Source organism: Paenibacillus montanisoli (assembly GCF_003268025.1).
Lineage (GTDB): Bacteria > Bacillota > Bacilli > Paenibacillales > Paenibacillaceae > Paenibacillus_Z > Paenibacillus_Z montanisoli.
In genome coordinates, this window is record NZ_QLUW01000004.1 from 430,867 (window position 1) to 446,358 (window position 15,492).

Annotated in this window: 14 protein-coding genes; 5 read left to right on the top strand and 9 right to left on the bottom strand. The window is 57.6% G+C overall.

Annotated features, from left to right (window positions below):
- Nucleotides 1-102 precede the first annotated feature (102 nt).
- Nucleotides 103-927: a helix-turn-helix transcriptional regulator gene (locus tag DL346_RS21605; RefSeq protein WP_112884437.1), complete on the top strand. Its 825-nt coding sequence runs from the start codon at nt 103-105 to the stop codon at nt 925-927.
- Between the two features lie 236 nt (nt 928-1,163).
- On the opposite strand, the gene DL346_RS21610 is transcribed toward DL346_RS21605, so the two are convergent.
- The 3 genes from DL346_RS21610 to DL346_RS21620 form a co-directional block, all read right to left on the bottom strand.
- Entirely contained in the window at nt 1,164-2,084 is a 921-nt protein-coding gene (locus DL346_RS21610) for a dienelactone hydrolase family protein (RefSeq protein ID WP_112884438.1), read from the bottom strand.
- Nucleotides 2,085-2,111: 27 nt separating this feature from the next.
- A complete protein-coding gene (locus DL346_RS21615) occupies nt 2,112-2,777 on the bottom strand; it encodes a P-loop NTPase family protein (protein ID WP_112884439.1) in 666 nt (221 codons plus the stop codon).
- 132 nt (nt 2,778-2,909) lie between these two features.
- Nucleotides 2,910-4,340 (bottom strand): DHA2 family efflux MFS transporter permease subunit, encoded by a 1,431-nt coding sequence (locus DL346_RS21620; protein ID WP_112884669.1) that lies wholly within the window; start codon nt 4,338-4,340, stop codon nt 2,910-2,912.
- A gap of 206 nt (nt 4,341-4,546) precedes the next feature.
- On the opposite strand from DL346_RS21620, the gene DL346_RS21625 reads away from it, so the two are divergent.
- Both DL346_RS21625 and DL346_RS21630 read left to right on the top strand, forming a co-directional pair.
- A complete protein-coding gene (locus tag DL346_RS21625; RefSeq protein WP_112884440.1) occupies nt 4,547-5,065 on the top strand; it encodes a PadR family transcriptional regulator in 519 nt (172 codons plus the stop codon).
- A gap of 474 nt (nt 5,066-5,539) precedes the next feature.
- Nucleotides 5,540-8,827 carry a DEAD/DEAH box helicase gene (locus DL346_RS21630; RefSeq protein WP_112884441.1) on the top strand — a complete coding sequence of 1,096 codons (3,288 nt, stop codon included), beginning with the start codon at nt 5,540-5,542 and terminating at the stop codon, nt 8,825-8,827.
- Nucleotides 8,828-8,992: 165 nt separating this feature from the next.
- Here DL346_RS21630 and DL346_RS21635 read toward each other — a convergent pair whose 3' ends face one another.
- Nucleotides 8,993-9,373 (bottom strand): VOC family protein, encoded by a 381-nt coding sequence (locus DL346_RS21635; RefSeq protein WP_112884442.1) that lies wholly within the window; start codon nt 9,371-9,373, stop codon nt 8,993-8,995.
- A gap of 64 nt (nt 9,374-9,437) precedes the next feature.
- On the bottom strand, nt 9,438-10,607 hold the full coding sequence (locus tag DL346_RS21640) for a WD40/YVTN/BNR-like repeat-containing protein (RefSeq protein ID WP_133257556.1): 1,170 nt from the start codon (nt 10,605-10,607) through the stop codon (nt 9,438-9,440).
- A gap of 187 nt (nt 10,608-10,794) precedes the next feature.
- Between DL346_RS21640 and DL346_RS21645 the strand changes: the two genes are divergently transcribed.
- Nucleotides 10,795-11,040 (top strand): hypothetical protein, encoded by a 246-nt coding sequence (locus DL346_RS21645; protein WP_112884444.1) that lies wholly within the window; start codon nt 10,795-10,797, stop codon nt 11,038-11,040.
- A 67-nt stretch (nt 11,041-11,107) separates the two neighbouring features.
- Here DL346_RS21645 and DL346_RS21650 read toward each other — a convergent pair whose 3' ends face one another.
- A complete protein-coding gene (locus DL346_RS21650) occupies nt 11,108-11,659 on the bottom strand; it encodes a hypothetical protein (RefSeq protein WP_112884445.1) in 552 nt (183 codons plus the stop codon).
- Nucleotides 11,660-11,846: 187 nt separating this feature from the next.
- Between DL346_RS21650 and DL346_RS21655 the strand changes: the two genes are divergently transcribed.
- Nucleotides 11,847-12,161, top strand: a complete 315-nt coding sequence (locus DL346_RS21655; protein ID WP_165822619.1) for an MmcQ/YjbR family DNA-binding protein — start codon at nt 11,847-11,849, stop codon at nt 12,159-12,161.
- A gap of 297 nt (nt 12,162-12,458) precedes the next feature.
- On the opposite strand, the gene DL346_RS21660 is transcribed toward DL346_RS21655, so the two are convergent.
- From DL346_RS21660 to DL346_RS21670, 3 genes are all read right to left on the bottom strand, one after another.
- On the bottom strand, nt 12,459-13,337 hold the full coding sequence (locus tag DL346_RS21660) for an ROK family protein (RefSeq protein WP_112884447.1): 879 nt from the start codon (nt 13,335-13,337) through the stop codon (nt 12,459-12,461).
- A 76-nt stretch (nt 13,338-13,413) separates the two neighbouring features.
- Nucleotides 13,414-14,139 (bottom strand): alpha/beta hydrolase family protein, encoded by a 726-nt coding sequence (locus DL346_RS21665; RefSeq protein ID WP_112884448.1) that lies wholly within the window; start codon nt 14,137-14,139, stop codon nt 13,414-13,416.
- Nucleotides 14,132-15,412 (bottom strand): M48 family metallopeptidase, encoded by a 1,281-nt coding sequence (locus tag DL346_RS21670; RefSeq protein ID WP_112884449.1) that lies wholly within the window; start codon nt 15,410-15,412, stop codon nt 14,132-14,134. The genes DL346_RS21665 and DL346_RS21670 overlap by 8 nt, the downstream gene beginning before the upstream one ends.
- Nucleotides 15,413-15,492 lie beyond the last annotated feature (80 nt).

The following is a 15,492-nucleotide window of genomic DNA, read 5'->3' on the forward strand; positions in this document are numbered from 1 at the left end:
ATGACAACCGGTTTTTGTCCGATTACAACATCATTTGTGTGGCCAACGCATTCATAAACCCTTATGATAAAAGGAATATCGTATATAAGGAGCCGCTAGCCAATGTTCCGATTTACTTCTCCACCTTTGCCGCACTATATCACGTCCGGCGAGGATACGTACGCCGCCGGGGGTAAGCACCCTGACCGTTCCAGCATCGGGGTATTCGATCTGCTCGCGGTTACGCGCGGGGCACTTTATCTGGAAGAGGGAGGATCCCCGATCAGCGTACCCGCCGGACATTTCGCCATCCTGCGCCCCGACCGCTCGCACAAGACAGCCATCCCGTGCAAGGAGGAGACACACTTCTACTGGCTTCACTTCCATACTCTCGGCAGCTGGAGCGAGGTGGCGGAACGGGAGCCCTATATGCAGCTCGAGTCGTTCGTCTTTCACGTGCCCCGCAGCGGCGAGCTGCATACGCGGGAAAGCTTCTACGAACGGCTGCAGCAGCTGCTCGAGCTGCAGTCCGAGGTTACGGCGGCGGCCCGCTTCCGCCAGCAAGCGCTGCTGCAGGAGCTGCTGCTTCAGCTGCAGGAGGAGAGCAGCACCGCCGCCAAAGACCCGCAGCTCGCGCTGGCGGACGAAGCAGCCGCTTATTTGCGCCGAAGCTATCGGAAACCGCTCAGCTACAAGGAGCTGTCGGAACAGCTGCATTTTCACGCCAACTATATCGCGCTGTGCATGAAGAAGGCGTTCGGCTGCACGCCGCTCGACTACCTCACTCGCTACCGCATCGAACAAGCGAAGCAGCTCTTGATCCACACCGGCGAGCCAATCGGCAAGATCGCTGAAGAAACGGGCTTCTTGACGTTCCCGTATTTTGTCCGCTGCTTCAGCAAGCACACGGGCACGCGGCCGAAGGAGTTCCGTCAGCGGTACCGCTAATAAAAAGGCAGCCCGGGAACGAAATGTCCCGGGCTGCCTATCGCGGCAAGCTAACGAACCGTGTAGAGCTTATTCGGTGGAAAACGGTTCTTTTGGGCAACTTACAAACCTCAGCGACGCTAATTGGCCATTTACTGCTGTTAGGAAGCAGGTTTGCTCAAAATAGCGCTTCTGGAGTTCGTTAGAATCGCAAGCTGCCCGAATTTGTCCGAATAAGCGTTGACCAGTTCGTAAGCTTACAAATATTCGGCAAGCCTTTGCATGACCTCCGTACGCATAGCCGGCGTTTCCAAATGCCCTGTCGGCGAGCGATGCAGCGACCACGCTTCCGAAGCGCCTTCCGATTCATAAACGCGCTTTAAATGGTCGTCTATGCGATCAAGTCCTGCCGGAGGAGTCAGCGCATCGTAGATGCCGGCATAACTGAAATGCGCTCTAGGCGCTATTAACGCATTAATATCGGCAGCGGAGAAATGCTTGAGCAAAGACGGCACATAATAGTAAACGCCGTGCGCATCGATAGCGCCAGTTTCAATTAAGGCATCGAAATCGGTCAGGCAGCACAAATCGATGCAGACGCGGATTCTCGTATCAAGCGCCGCCTGCCACCAAGCCATGGTGGAGCCCATTGAAATGCCCAGCGTTCCCAGCCGATCGGCGTCGACGTCCGGCCTTTGCGCAAGATAGTCCGCTGCCCTTAAGGCGTCGTACACCATTTTGCCCCAAAGCACTTGGCCTTTCCACAGCATTTCTTTGAACAGCTCGCTCTCCTTGCGGCCTCTCCTTTCGCCGAATCCCCACGCATCGATGCAGAGCGCGGCGTAGCCTGCGCCAGTCAATGCATCTGCATAGCAAGGTTCCTGCAAATAGGTGTTTCCTTTCAGCAGCTCATCCTTCCCCAGCTCGTATCTCCCGCCATGCGAGTGATGAAACAGCAGCGTCGGAAAAGGACCTTTGCCTTCATTCGGCCGCACAAAATAAGCGGGCACCTCTTCTTCGCCATTTAAATCCAATACGAGCTTCTCGACCGTGTATCCGTCACGGCTTTCCGTATAAACGGTTCGACTGGACACGGGAGCGTTCAGGCCGTTCGGAAGATCGCCCAACAAACTATACAGCCTTGCTCTCTGCTCTTCTTTTGTTTCTACGTTCAACATCCGTCCGCTCTCCTTTTTCTCAAGTACCTATTCTCGGGCTAATCGGGCCTTCGTCAGGTGATCCACGAAAGCATCGATTCGGCTGTCGTATTCCTGCCACAGGTAATCGCGGTTCTCGATGATCAGCTTCGGTATGTCCCAGAAGTCAATGGCTGCGCGAACGAAAGCTTGGCTCCGTTCCCAGACCTCGCCGGCATGCTTGAAATCTTCATCCGTATGCAGGGAGACGGGGCCCCATTCGTTGCCGCGAATGCCGCAAATATGCCGCCACTGCCCCTCCACGTCATGATGGTAGTAGTAAATAAGAGCGGGATTTAGAGGCAGCACCGTTTCTTGAAGTTGCATACATAAGCGAAGCAGCTTGTCGTGAGGCATTCCCATCAAATGGGCGACGTTAATGGTGTCCTGGAACATGACGCTTTCGATCAGGATGACGTCATAAGGACTGCTGAGCTGCTTCTCCACGAAATCGCTATAGCGTTCAGTGAAAAGCTTGCTGTAACGGTCAGCCGTTTCCTCTCGGTGAAGATCCCCGAATTCAATGCCCGTCAGCATGAGAGGATGAGCCTCTTCAAGCTCTAGATATTTCCGTGCATGAATGCCTAGCGCCGCTAGCTTGCCCGCGATCCGGCTTGCCGTCGTCGTTTTCCCCGAGCCCGGAATGCCGTCTATAATGATGAGACGTTTTGGCAAAGATGATGCCCTCCCCCGACGGAAAATCGCCCTTTTATCCATATTTTACTTGGCCGCGTACGAGTCTTGCAATAAAAAATAGCCTCTCCGCCGCCTGGCAGCAGGCGAGATCGGAGAGGCTAACGTACGTTATTAAGCGGAAGCAGATGCCGATTGGCTCTGCGCTGCGGGTACTTCCTTCTTCGGCTTCGATTTGCCGACGAACAGCGTAAGCGGGAAGGCAACCGCGGCGATGAGCGTCGCCACGAAATATACGTCGTTCACGCTCATGGTGAACGCCATATTGGCGATGTGCAGCTCGTTCTTGTCGCCGGCCATGGCCATCGCCGTGCCGTGATGCAGCGAACGCGATGCGAGCAGCGTCGTGAAAATCGCGATCGCGAACGAACCGAATACGTTGCGCGTCCAGTTCGAAATCGACGACGCGTGGCCGACCAGCTCGCGCGGGATATGCTCCATCGCCGCGTTGCTCGCGGGCATCATGACCATCGCGATGCCAAGGTTACGCACGATCATCCACCAGATGATATACGTGTGCGAAATATCAATGCTCTGCCAGCTGAGCGCCAGCGTGCCAAGAGCAAGAAGCGGAATGCCGATCGACATCAGAACGCGCGGACCGACCATGCCGTACAGCTTGCCGACGATCGGCATGACGAGCGCCATGACGAGCGAGGCCGGGAGCAGAATCAGCCCTGTATCCATTGCGCTTACATGCTGAATGCGCTGCAGAAACACCGGCGTCAGGAACGTGCCGGAATAAAGACTGATGGTTAAAATGATGGTAATAATTAAGTTAAGCGTATAGCGTCCGTACTTGAACACCCGCAGATCGAGCAGCGGCGTATCTGCCGTAAGCTCGCGCCAAATGAATACAGCCAGCATAATGCCTCCGACGATGAGCAGCGTCAGAATCCGGCCGGACTGCCAGCCCCAGTTATGGCCCTGGCCAAGCGCGAGCAGCAAGGAAGAACTGCTGACAAGGACGGTTACGAAGCCGATGGCGTCAAAGCTCTTCGGCACGCTAAGGCGATAGTACGGAATAAAGGCGCTCACGCTCACGATGGCGATCAGGCCGATCGGAACGTTCATGAGGAACAGCCATTGCCAAGCGAAATTTTCCAGCAGCCAGCCGCTGAACGTCGGCCCGATCGCCGGCGCCATCATGGCAGCGAGCGACCAAAGCGCAATTGCCATCGCTTGTTTCTCGCGCGGAACAACCTGATAAATAATAGCCATCGAAGCAGGCAGAATCAGGCCGCTGAAGGCGCCCTGCATAATCCGGAACGCGATGAGCGAATATTCGTCCCACGAAGCGGCGCATAGAATCGAAGCAACGACGAATCCGACGAGTGCGTACAGATAAAGCCGCTTATAGCTGAATTTTTCGCCCAAATAGCCGACAATCGGGGCGAACGTGCCCATCGCCAGCATGAAGCCGGTCAGCGTCCACTGGATGGAGCCCAGCGTCGTGTGATAGTGATCCTGCAAAATCGGCAGCGCGATATTAATCGTGCTCGATGCCAATACGCATAAAAAAGAGCCGACAAAGATCGCCGCCATGATCGGCCAGAAACGAACCTTGCCCTGCTTCTCCTGTTCAACCAATGAATATCTCCCCTTCAATACCGCATAGCGGTTACCGGCAATCACTGCCTTTCCCGGCGATAATTGCACATATGTCGGTATTTACATATAATAAGAACCATTGAACATCATAAACCATCAAACCTATTATGTCAAAGTTTACGTATGAAAAGAGGCCAATCATGAACACCCTTGCTTACGGGCTGCTAAGCATGCTCTCCTACTCCCCCGATTCGGGCTATGATTTGATGCTTAAGCTGCAATCGCTCTGGCCGGCCAAACACAGCCAGATTTACCCGCTTCTCTCCCAGATGGAAAACGACGGATATGTGCGGCACGTGCTCGTTCCGCAAACGGACAAGCCGGATAAGAAGGTGTATTCCTTAACCGACACCGGCCGCGATGCCCTTCGCGCATGGCTGGCCGTGCCGGCGAGCGAGCCGGTCATCAGGGACGAGCTGACGCTCAAGCTTTTCGCCATGGACCAGGGCAACCCGGAAGACATTAAGCGCCAGCTCGAGCTGCGCGTTCAATACTACCGCGACCGGATCCACTGGCTGAACTGCAAGATCGAAGCCTACTCCATGAAGGAGCCTCCGCCGTCGCGCGGCATGATGCTGCTGATGCAGCGGGGACGTTTCTCGAGCGAGTCCGACCTCGCGTGGGCGGAATGGGCGCTGGAGCAGCTGCGCGATGAGTAAGGCGGCTTCGTAAAATTGACCATTGACCGCACCGGTTTATCGGGTTTTGACAGCTCATATAGTGCTCCTAGAGCTCTTCTTTCCATGAAATCGCCGGTTTTCCGCTAATGTGGTGCTCCCAGAGCGCTTCTTTCCATGAAATCGCCGGGTTTCCGCCAATGTGGTGCTCCTAGAGCACTTCTTTCCATGAAATCGCCGGGTTTCCGCCAATGTGGTGCTCCTAGAGCACTTCTTTCCATGAAATCACCGGGTTTCCGCCAATGTGGTGCTCCCAGGGCTCTTCTTTCCATGAAATCATCGGGTTTCCGCCAATGTGGTGCTCCTACTGCCCTCTTTCTCACCCCCCATTTACCACTAATGTGGCTCCCATTTGCGAAGGGCTGGTGCTGCGAGGATCATAACGGTTATGATGATGCTGATAGCAGCGTCTATCGGACAATAAGGCCAATTGGCCGATAGAAAGGAGTTCTTCACGTGAGCAATCGTCTGACGCAGACCGCTATTCTTTCCATGTGCGGCCAGCTTTCTTATAGAAAGGGAGATGCCGCCTTCCGCAGCGGCAAAGTGTCGGTCATCGAATACGACCGGGATGCCGGCCGGTGCGTAGCTGCCGTTAAGCTGCAGGAGACCTTCGAGGCCACCGTTCGTTTCGACGATGACGGCGACGTCCTCGCCAAATGCACATGTCCCTCGTTATCCTCGTATGACAAGTACTGTTCCCATATCGCGGCCGTCCTGCTGCTGCTGCTCGACGCGCAGCAGGCAGGCCGCGCGCCGGATGCGCCCCGCGACGCTCCCGCTAGTTCGGCCGGCAGCAGCGAGATCGCCCGCGAACTGCTGGCGCTGTTCGATCCTGCCGCCGCACGGAAGCCGGCAAGCATCGCGCAGACGCGCTTCGATACGCGCGGGCCGTTAGCTGCGACGTTCGTCTGCAAGCCGTTCGCCTATGGCGGCGGCAAGCGGCTGCTCGGCATCGAGCTGAAGCTCGGCGTCAAACGGCAGGCCGTCGTGCAGCAGTTGCGGGCTTATCTCGAGCATCTGGAAGCGAATCTAGCTCAACCCTTCTCAATCTCCAAGGCATTCGCTTACGACCCTCTCCAGCACTGTTTCCTAGCTCCGGATGCAGAGGTGTTGAAGCAGCTTTTAGGGATTGTGCGGCTGGAGCGCTTGTACCGGGAAACGTCCGGCGTCTATGCCATGCACGCCGCGCCGCTCAGCGGAGAACGGATGCTGCCGATCCCGCCGGAGGCTTGGAAGCCTCTTCTTGCCGCGCTTGCCGGAGCGCCTTCCACCGTACTGGAGCTGAACGACATCGCGTATCCCGGCATTGCCTTGTCCGAGGAGCGGATTCCGCTTCGATTCGAGCTCGGACAGCTAGATGCCGGCAGCGGCGACGGGTACCGCATGCATGCGGACGGCTTGGAACGCATGCTCTTTATCGAGGCCTATGGGCTTGTGCTCGCCGAGGGCAAGCTGATGGAGCTGCCGCCGGCAGCCTGCCGCCGGCTTGCGGAGTTACAGCAGCTGCAGGAACGTTCGGGGTCGGGAACGGGGCTGCCGCAAATTCCGATTTTGCCGGAGCAGATCGAGCCCTTCATGGAGCGCGTCGTGCCGGAGCTGTTGAAGCTGGGCGCCGTTCACATTGCGGAGGAGGTATCGAGCCGGGTCACGCAACGCCCGCTGAAAGCCAAGCTATTTCTTGACCGTATCCGCGACAGGCTGCTCGCGGGGCTGGAGTTCCATTACGGCGACCTGGTCATTAATCCGCTGGAGACAGAGAGCGAAGGCCGCACCAACGGTCCGATCCTGATCCGCGACGGCGAACGGGAGCGCCAGATTCTCGCGCTGATGGAGGGGGCCTCCTTCGCCAAGACGGAGGCCGGTTATTTCCTGGGCGATGAGGAAAGCGAGTATCACTTCCTCTATCATGTCGTTCCGCAGCTGGAGAAGCTGCTGACCGTACATGCCACCTCCGCCGTGCGGACGCGCATTCATACGGGAAGCGTCCCGCCGATCGTGAAGGTGCAGTTTAACGAACGGACGAACTGGCTAGATTTTAAATTCGACATCGAAGGCATTCCGGAAGCGGAAATTCGCAAGCTGCTGAAGTCGATCGAGGAGAAGCGAAAATATCACCGGCTGCCGACCGGAGCGCTGATGCCGCTCGAGAGCGAAGCGATGCAGGAGATCATCCGCATGATCAACGAATGCCGGTTCACGCTGAAGGATTTGCGCGACTCCGGCATTGCCATCCCGCTCTTCCGCGGCCTTCATCTGATGGATACGCCGAGGCAGGGCAGCGCGGTTAAACTGGACAAGCCGCTGCGGCAACTGCTCGAAAACCTGCGCAACCCGGACAATCTGGACTTCGAGCTGCCTGCCGGACTATCCGGCGTACTGCGGGATTATCAGGTTTACGGCTATCAGTGGATGCGGACGCTTGCCCGTTACGGATTCGGCGGCATTTTGGCGGACGATATGGGCCTTGGCAAAACGGTGCAGGCCATCGCGTTTCTGCTTGCGTTCCTGCCGAATATCCGGGAAGAGCACCTTCCCGCGCTTATCGTGGCCCCAGCCTCCATCACCTATAACTGGCGCAATGAGCTGCGCAAGTTCGCCCCTTCGATGCGCGTCGCGATTGCCGACGGCACAAAGCAGGAGCGGGACACCATTCTGCGCGGCAGCTCCGCGCTTGATGTCATCATTACGTCTTATCCGCTGTTGCGGCGCGATATCGAAGCTTACGCCGCGATGTCCTTTCACACGCTCATGCTCGATGAAGCGCAAACCTTCAAGAACGACACGACCCAGACGGCGCAAAGCGTCAAGCTGCTTGACGCCCGCTATCGCTTCGCGCTTACGGGCACGCCGATCGAGAACCGGCTAGAGGATCTGTGGTCGATCTTCGGCGCGGTATGCCAGGGGCTGTTTCCGGCCCGGCGCGAATTCGGCGAGCTGAAGCGCGAGACGGTAGCGAAGCGTTCCAGGCCCTTCCTGCTGCGCCGCGTGAAGACCGACGTGCTGAAGGAGCTGCCCGAGAAAATCGAGTCCACGCAGGCGTCGAAGCTGCTCCCCGAGCAGAAGAAGCTGTACGCCGCTTACCTCGCCAAGCTGCGTGAAGAGACGCTTAAGCATCTCAACAAAGACACGCTGCACCGGAACCGGATCCGCATCTTGGCGGGATTGACCCGGCTGCGCCAGCTGTGCTGCCACCCTGCTCTATTCATCGAAGACTACAGCGGCAGCTCCGCCAAGCTCGAACAGCTGCTGGAACTGATCGACGAGTGCCGGGAAGCGGGCAAACGCGTGCTTGTCTTCTCCCAATTCGTCGAAATGCTTAGCATCATTAGGCGTGAGCTTTCACGGCGCGGCATCTCGTACTTCTATTTGGACGGCAGTACGCCTTCCGCCGAACGCGTCGAGCTGAGCGGACGTTTTAACGACGGCGAGCGGGAACTGTTTCTCATCTCGCTCAAAGCCGGGGGCACCGGGCTCAATCTGACCGGCGCCGACACCGTCATACTCTACGACCTCTGGTGGAACCCAGCGGTGGAGCAGCAAGCTGCCGACCGCGCCCACCGGATCGGCCAGAAGAAGGTTGTACAAGTAATTCGGCTCGTCGCCGAAGGGACGGTCGAGGATAAAATGTACGAGCTCCAGCAGCGCAAGAAGCATCTCATCGACGAGGTGATCCAGCCTGGCCAGGAGGCGTTGTCGGCCCTGACGGCGGAGGAAATCACGGAGCTGCTTATGACGGAATAGCAAGAAGGGGCTGTCCCAAAAGGGATTCTTCAATAAGACATTAAAGCCTTTGGAATCCCTCGAAAATGAAAAAAATGGCGTCACAGATCTCATGTCTGTGGCGCCATTTCTCGTTTGCGATCAACCGCCGCAACGGTCCCTTCACTCATTTATTTCGAAAGTTCCTTACCGCGCCGCATTCAGCTCAATGATGTTGCGATCGGGGTCGAGCAGGAAAATTTGGGCGAAGCCCGTAATGCTGTTACGGTTGTGCCGATGCTCGATGCCGCATTCGGTCAGCCATGCGATCGTCGCATCGAAGTCGGTCACGCGGATGGCAAAATGGCCGTCCCGCGAATCGATGCCCCGGCTGCGCTTCGTCTCGCCGTCATGCACAAGCAAGTGCAGCTGCTGGCCGCCGCTGCCGACCGCGAACCAGGCGCCCGGAAAATCGAACGCCGGCCGCTGAATCTCCTGCAGCCCGATCAAATCTGTATAGAACGCCTTCGCCCGCTCGATATCGGTCACGATCAAGCTGACATGATGGATCCCTTCATGGTGAATCATTGTGCGCGTCCACCGCCTCTTTTTTGCCTCTATTATACAGCCAGCGGCACGGACAAAGAACCCCCTAGTTGCTTTCCGGCAGCAAAAATACGTTCTTCCACGTCTTCCCGCCGTCAGCCGTCTTGTAGACGCCCGAGTCCGAGAAGCCCGTTACCGCCAAATAGCCGGTCGTCTCGGATACGAACGACAGCTTGCCTTCATTGCCCGAAGGCCCGCCAGCCAGATTGCTCCATGTACGGCCATCGTCCAATGACCTGCCGAACTGCAGCTTATCGAGCGCGCCGCTGCCTGCAACGAGGAACGCCGCTTTGCTTCCGATAACCGCCATATCGCTTGGTCTTCCGGCAGGTCCGGGGAGTTTGCCCGCGGGTACGGCCGGCCCCGGCGCCGGTCCTCCTCCCGCCGTGGGCTTCGAGACGACCTGCTTCCAATGCGCTCCGGCATCCGTCGTATGGTACAGCGAATAGGACGTCTGAGACATGCCGGAACCGCCGTATAGCAGCACCCATACATCCGCGCTGTCCGTACCGTAGATCGCTCCGCCGATGTTGACATCTGCGTTCACCTTGAGCGAATCGGTCCAGTGCAGGCCGCCGTCAACGGTACGCTTCACGATGTAGCCCCCCGCCGGCAGAACGGTGATGTCCCAGCCCTTGCTCTCCGTGATGAAATGGACGTAGCGCGAATTCGGCGGCGTCGCCATCTTCGTCCAAGTCTTGCCGCCGTTCGTCGTCTTGAACGTGAACGCGCGCGTAAAGCCGAAGCCTGTCTGCTCATTGATAAAATCAATGCGGTCAAAGCCGTACTGCCCCGTCGGCACCCACGTATAGGTTTTGCCTCCGTTGGTCGTCTTTAACAGCGTATTCTGCTTCTCCGCGCTCGTCTTCGCGAGCACATAGCCGACCGAATTCGTCAAAAACTCCATCTGGCTGAAGCTCAGTTTACCGGTATTGTAAATCGCCTGCCAATGGCAGCCTCCGTCCGACGTGCCGACCATAAATCCATTGCCGGCAGCGCGTCCGACCGTGCCGCTTAGAAACTGGACCGCTTGCATACGCGGCGAGCCCGTGTCCTTCATCGCTAATAAGCTTAACCCGTGAACGCCGGTTCCGCAGCCCGCCGCCGCAACGCTGCCCGAAGCAGCCGCTGCGCCTGCAGCCCCTGGTATAAGAAGTGATGCACAGAGCAGCATCGCCGCTGCCAGCTTCGCCAGCTTTCCTTTCCTTGCCATCATCTTCACCGCCTTATCAAATTGACTCCCTATATGATGCTTTTCTATCTCTGATTCCTCAGACGCGATTGCGAGGCAGACAGTTGCAGGGCACCTTCCCCAATTGGATTACAAAGCGGTTACATTCTTCACATCTTCCCTTAATACTTGGCCGCTATACTGGGCTTAACTTAAATAAAGGAGCCCCCCTATGCCTACAACCTCCAGCATCGTCTACGCCAACAGGCTGTGCGATAGCGAAACGATGACCACTAAGCTGATCTACCAAGTGAAACAGAACCAGCTGTCCGAGAAAGAGCTGAATAAGCTTCAAGCCCGCTGCAGCAGAGAGCTAGGCGAGCTTCGCCAGGAACTGAACGTCCTGCTTCAGGAGCTTCGTGCCATCGCCGACCGCAGCGCCCCGTCATCTGCAGAGCCGCGTAAATCCGCCGCGTAACAAGCGCAAGCCTGCAAAAAAAAGAAGCCGCGAGCACGAGGCAAGCGACGGCTTTTTTGGCATGCGGTCAACTGTCGAGCGCCACATCCCAGCGGTGGCGGTATTGCTCCAGCTTGGGGTGCAGACCGGATGGCATTTGCGCAAGCACCAGTCTGAGCTTCACGATCCACTCCTCGAAGGAAGAGTAGGACGCGAATAAGTTCGCCATCTCCGGAGTTAGATACAGAAAATACGGCGAAGGATAGGTATCCGCCAAATGACGCAGCGCCGAATCGATCGGCGTGTACTTCTTCCGTTTTCCCTCGAATCCCTCCACCATTATCGACAGTCCGCCGATATCCCCCTGTTCCGCCTCAACCGACCGCTTCCAATCATGAAGCCGATCCAGCCGTTTATGGTAAGGAAGCACGGTCTCCTTTGTCATTCGCCTGATCGTTTCCTCATGCAGCGGGTACAGGACCAGCTTGGCAAAACGAAGCTTCTCCGCCGTTTCGACCGCAAACGAGAGCTCTCCGTTCGACAGCTGCTGAAAGGAATCATAGACAATCATCGTGCCTTTTAGCCGTTCCGCCGGCGGCTCGTAGCCGAACGGAACGGACTGAGGCAAATTTCGGTTCAACCTAATCCCTCCCTCTTGAAGCTGGACTTTTTTGGTTATTAGACTTGTAGTGAGTATACCCCGGCCATTCGAAATTGATGTCGCCTTATGCCCTTCATTTTCATGATTGCACCCAGATTTGACGCCCATAAACCGGTGTGCTACGTTAGCTCTATAAACGGGAAGCGAACGATTAGGAGAGATGGTCATGTCGGAGTTTGAGCAGAAATATATTGAAATCGGCGACCAGCTCGTGACGAGCGACGCGGTCGTGAAAGGCAGCATGTTCGGCGCCAAATGTTTGAAAATCGGCAAGAAGGCGTTCGCCATGTACCACCGCGGCAGTATGGTGTTCAAGCTGCCGACGGACAACGGCGCCGCAGCCTTGGAGGGTGCGGGCATGTTCGAGCCAGCCCCCGGCAAGAAGATGAACGGCTGGATCCAAGTGCCGCCGCAGCACGCCGACAAGTGGGAAGCGCTGTCTAGCGATGCCCTGAACTACGTACGCTCGTTGAACGAGTAGCACGCGGCATATACGCAGCTAAAACCGGAGTACGCGCCCCGTACCGGCCGCCGCTCGCCTTCTTACGCTAATGAATCGTATCTTGCTTATTTGCAAGAATTCGGTTTTTTAACGCAGCTAATGAATTCCAGCGGCGTTATTTGCCCGTCAAACGGGCGACTAGGCGCACCACGCTCCGAATAGAGTTACTGGAGTTCGTTAGCTTCCTTAAATACTGCAATTTTGAGCAAAAAAGCACGTTGATCACCGACGCAACAAAAACCCCACGTCCATCCGACGCGGGGTTTTCTGCTTATTTTACAACGTGCCGAGCGCGCGCAGCCCGAGCGCCAATGCGCCGCTAAGACCGGCGTTGTCGCCGAGGCCCGGCGGAACGATGTAGGCGTCGATGCCGTCCAGGACGGCTTCCGCGCTGACGTACCCGTTCAAATTCTTGCGCACCTCTTCGCGGATCAGCGGGAAGAGATGCTCCTGGTGCATCACGCCGCCGCCCAGAATGACGCGCTTCGGCGACAAGAGCAGAATCGCGCTCGAAACCGCTTGTCCGATATAGAAAGCTTCCATTGCCCAAGCCGGATGATCCGGCGCGAGCTCGCTTCCCTTCACCTTCCAGCGGCCCTCCAGCGCAGGGCCAGCCGCCATGCCTTCCAAGCAATCGCCGTGATACGGGCAGAAGCCTTCGTACGCATCCTCCGGATGACGGCGCGTCAGCACATGTCCGCCTTCCGGATGAACGAGTCCGTGAACAAGCTGGCCTTCCGCGTACACGCCGACGCCGACACCGGTACCGATCGTGTAGTAAAGGCAGCTGTCCAGGCCGGCCGCCGCGCCCCATGTCGCTTCTCCGAGCGCAGCAGCGTTCACGTCCGTATCCCAGCCCATCGGCACGTCGAATACCTTGCGAAGCTCCGGCAAGAACGGATAGTTGCCCCAACCCGGCTTCGGCGTCGTGGTCACATAGCCGTATAGCGGGCTCGCCGAATCAATATTAATCGGGCCGAAGGAGCCGACCCCGATCGCTTCCACTTTCTTATCGCGAAAATAGGCAATGACGTTCGCCAGCGTCTTCTCCGGCTGCTCCGTCGGAAAGCTCACCCGATCCAGAATCTCGCCCTTCTCGTTACCGATCCCGCAAACAAACTTGGTACCCCCTGCTTCAACCGCTCCAATCAACATGCGTCCCAGTTCCTCCTTGGCTGTTTGTTTCTAATATGCAAAATAGCAAAATTACGCGCATACAGCAACCTATTTGCTAGATTTTTTCGTTCAGCCAGCTCCAAACCGCCTGCAGCGTCAGCCACCCGTTGGACAAGCCCATCTCGTTCATGTAAGGCGCGTGCTCGCGAAAATAATCCGCATGCCCGCCGATAATCGGCACGCCGCAAGCCCCGGCTGGCCCGTGCTTGTCATGCTGCCACAGCTTCCCCGCGCGAAAACCGCCCCAGCCGCCGAAGGTGCCCAGCCGGCAGATCGCATCCGCGATTACGGCGCGCGGCGAGTCGCCGACCGCATGAACGAACAGCACCGACGGCCGAAGCTCCTTCGGGATGCGGCAGCGCGGCGAGCCGATCATGACGACCGGGCTCGGCGGCCCGCCGTCCTGCTCTTGAAGCAGATTCGCGGCATGCACGGCGGCGACGCCGCCGCCGCTGTGGCCGACCAGAATCGTCCGGCCGCCCTGCCAGCCGCGCCGCATCCGGCTCTCCGCAATGGCGGCAACGGCACGGCGGCCTCCAATAGAACGGACTGCCCGCTCCGGACTTACCCGCATATCGAGACCGATCTCGCACACTTGCTTAACAACGTTTCGGCTCCAATCGCCGTAAGGAAACAGCAGCTCCGACGCCGTAACCTCATGCCCTTCCCTGGCCAGTAGCGCATGCAGCGCAGCCCGGAAGCTCTCCATGAATTCCGGCGCTGTAGCCAGTCCGCTCAGCAAGTAAATCGATACCGGTCCCTTCGCGGAATGACTACTCATGCGCCCCTTCCCCTTTATGCTCCCGCTCGAACTTCATCGCCGCGGCGATCCGTTCCAGATCGCTCGGGTGCGTATCCCGGAACCAGCGCACGAGCAGCGGCGGATTGATGTCGCTCAGCGTAATGACCGCCGTCTTCTGCTGCATCGAGATGGAGCCGTCCGCGCTCTCCAGCAGCTCCATCGCATATGCATCGGCGGCCGATTCCGCTCCTCGCGAGATCATGTTGCTGACCGGCAGCGACGCGAAGGACAGCATGGCGACGATCAGCAGCAGCAGCGGCAGCGCCGTCATATCGGAGCGGCTGCGAATGCCGATGCGCGCCCCGTAGCGCCGAATGCTCCACGTATACAGCCATCCTCCGATCACGATGACGGCAAGCGAAGAGCCCACGGCGCCAAGCGCGCTCCATTCCAGATGGTGCATGACATAATGCCCCATCTCATGCGCCATAATGAGCAAAATCTCCTGCTCCGTCAACTGCTTCAGCGTCGTATCCCACAGCACGATGCGCAAGGACGAGCCGATTCCCGTAACGTACGCATTGATCGCGTTTGTCTTGGTCGACATGTTCGCTTCATAAACGCGATCCGCAGGAATGTCCGCTTTGGCGGCCAGTTCCAATATCCGCTCCTCCAGCTGCGGATTGGACATCCTGGTGAACGTATTGTACAGCGGGTCGATGACGACCGGCTGCACGTACATCATAAACACCGTGAACGGCACCGAGATGAGCCACAGCTTCAGCCACCACCTGCCTTTGCGCGACAGGATCCAGAACGCGACAGCGGAGACGGCAAGCAGCGTCACATACCCGATCCCGAAAGCGACCAGCTTGTCCCGGATCCATCCCGATACCGGCTGCGTCGAGATGCCGTACGACTTTGACAAGCTGTATCCGAGCACGCGAAGCGGCAGGTATAAGAGGAACGAAGCCGCATCGACGAGCAGCACGAAGATCGGAAAACGCACGATCAGCGGCAGCCCCCGGCGTTCAAGCGCATCCCGCCAAAAGCGGGCGAGGCCGCCGAACAGCAGGAAGATATAGATGAGCCACTCCCACGGCCCGCTTATAAAAAAGATCCAATTGCGCATCGCGTTCAGCACCGCGCTGTCCTTTAGCTGCTCCGCGCTGAAGAAAGTAGCCGGATCGGCAGCCGTCCCGACATACGACTCGGGTACATTATTGGGCGACGTGTACCATGCATAAACGGCCATTAAGACCGCATACCCGGCAACAACCGCGATCCACTTCCATGACCATGCTTTAGACATTCGTGAAGGTATAGGTACCACCTGCTCTTCCAAAGATTAGGATGAATTTATCATACCACAAGAAAGAAGCCGACCCATCA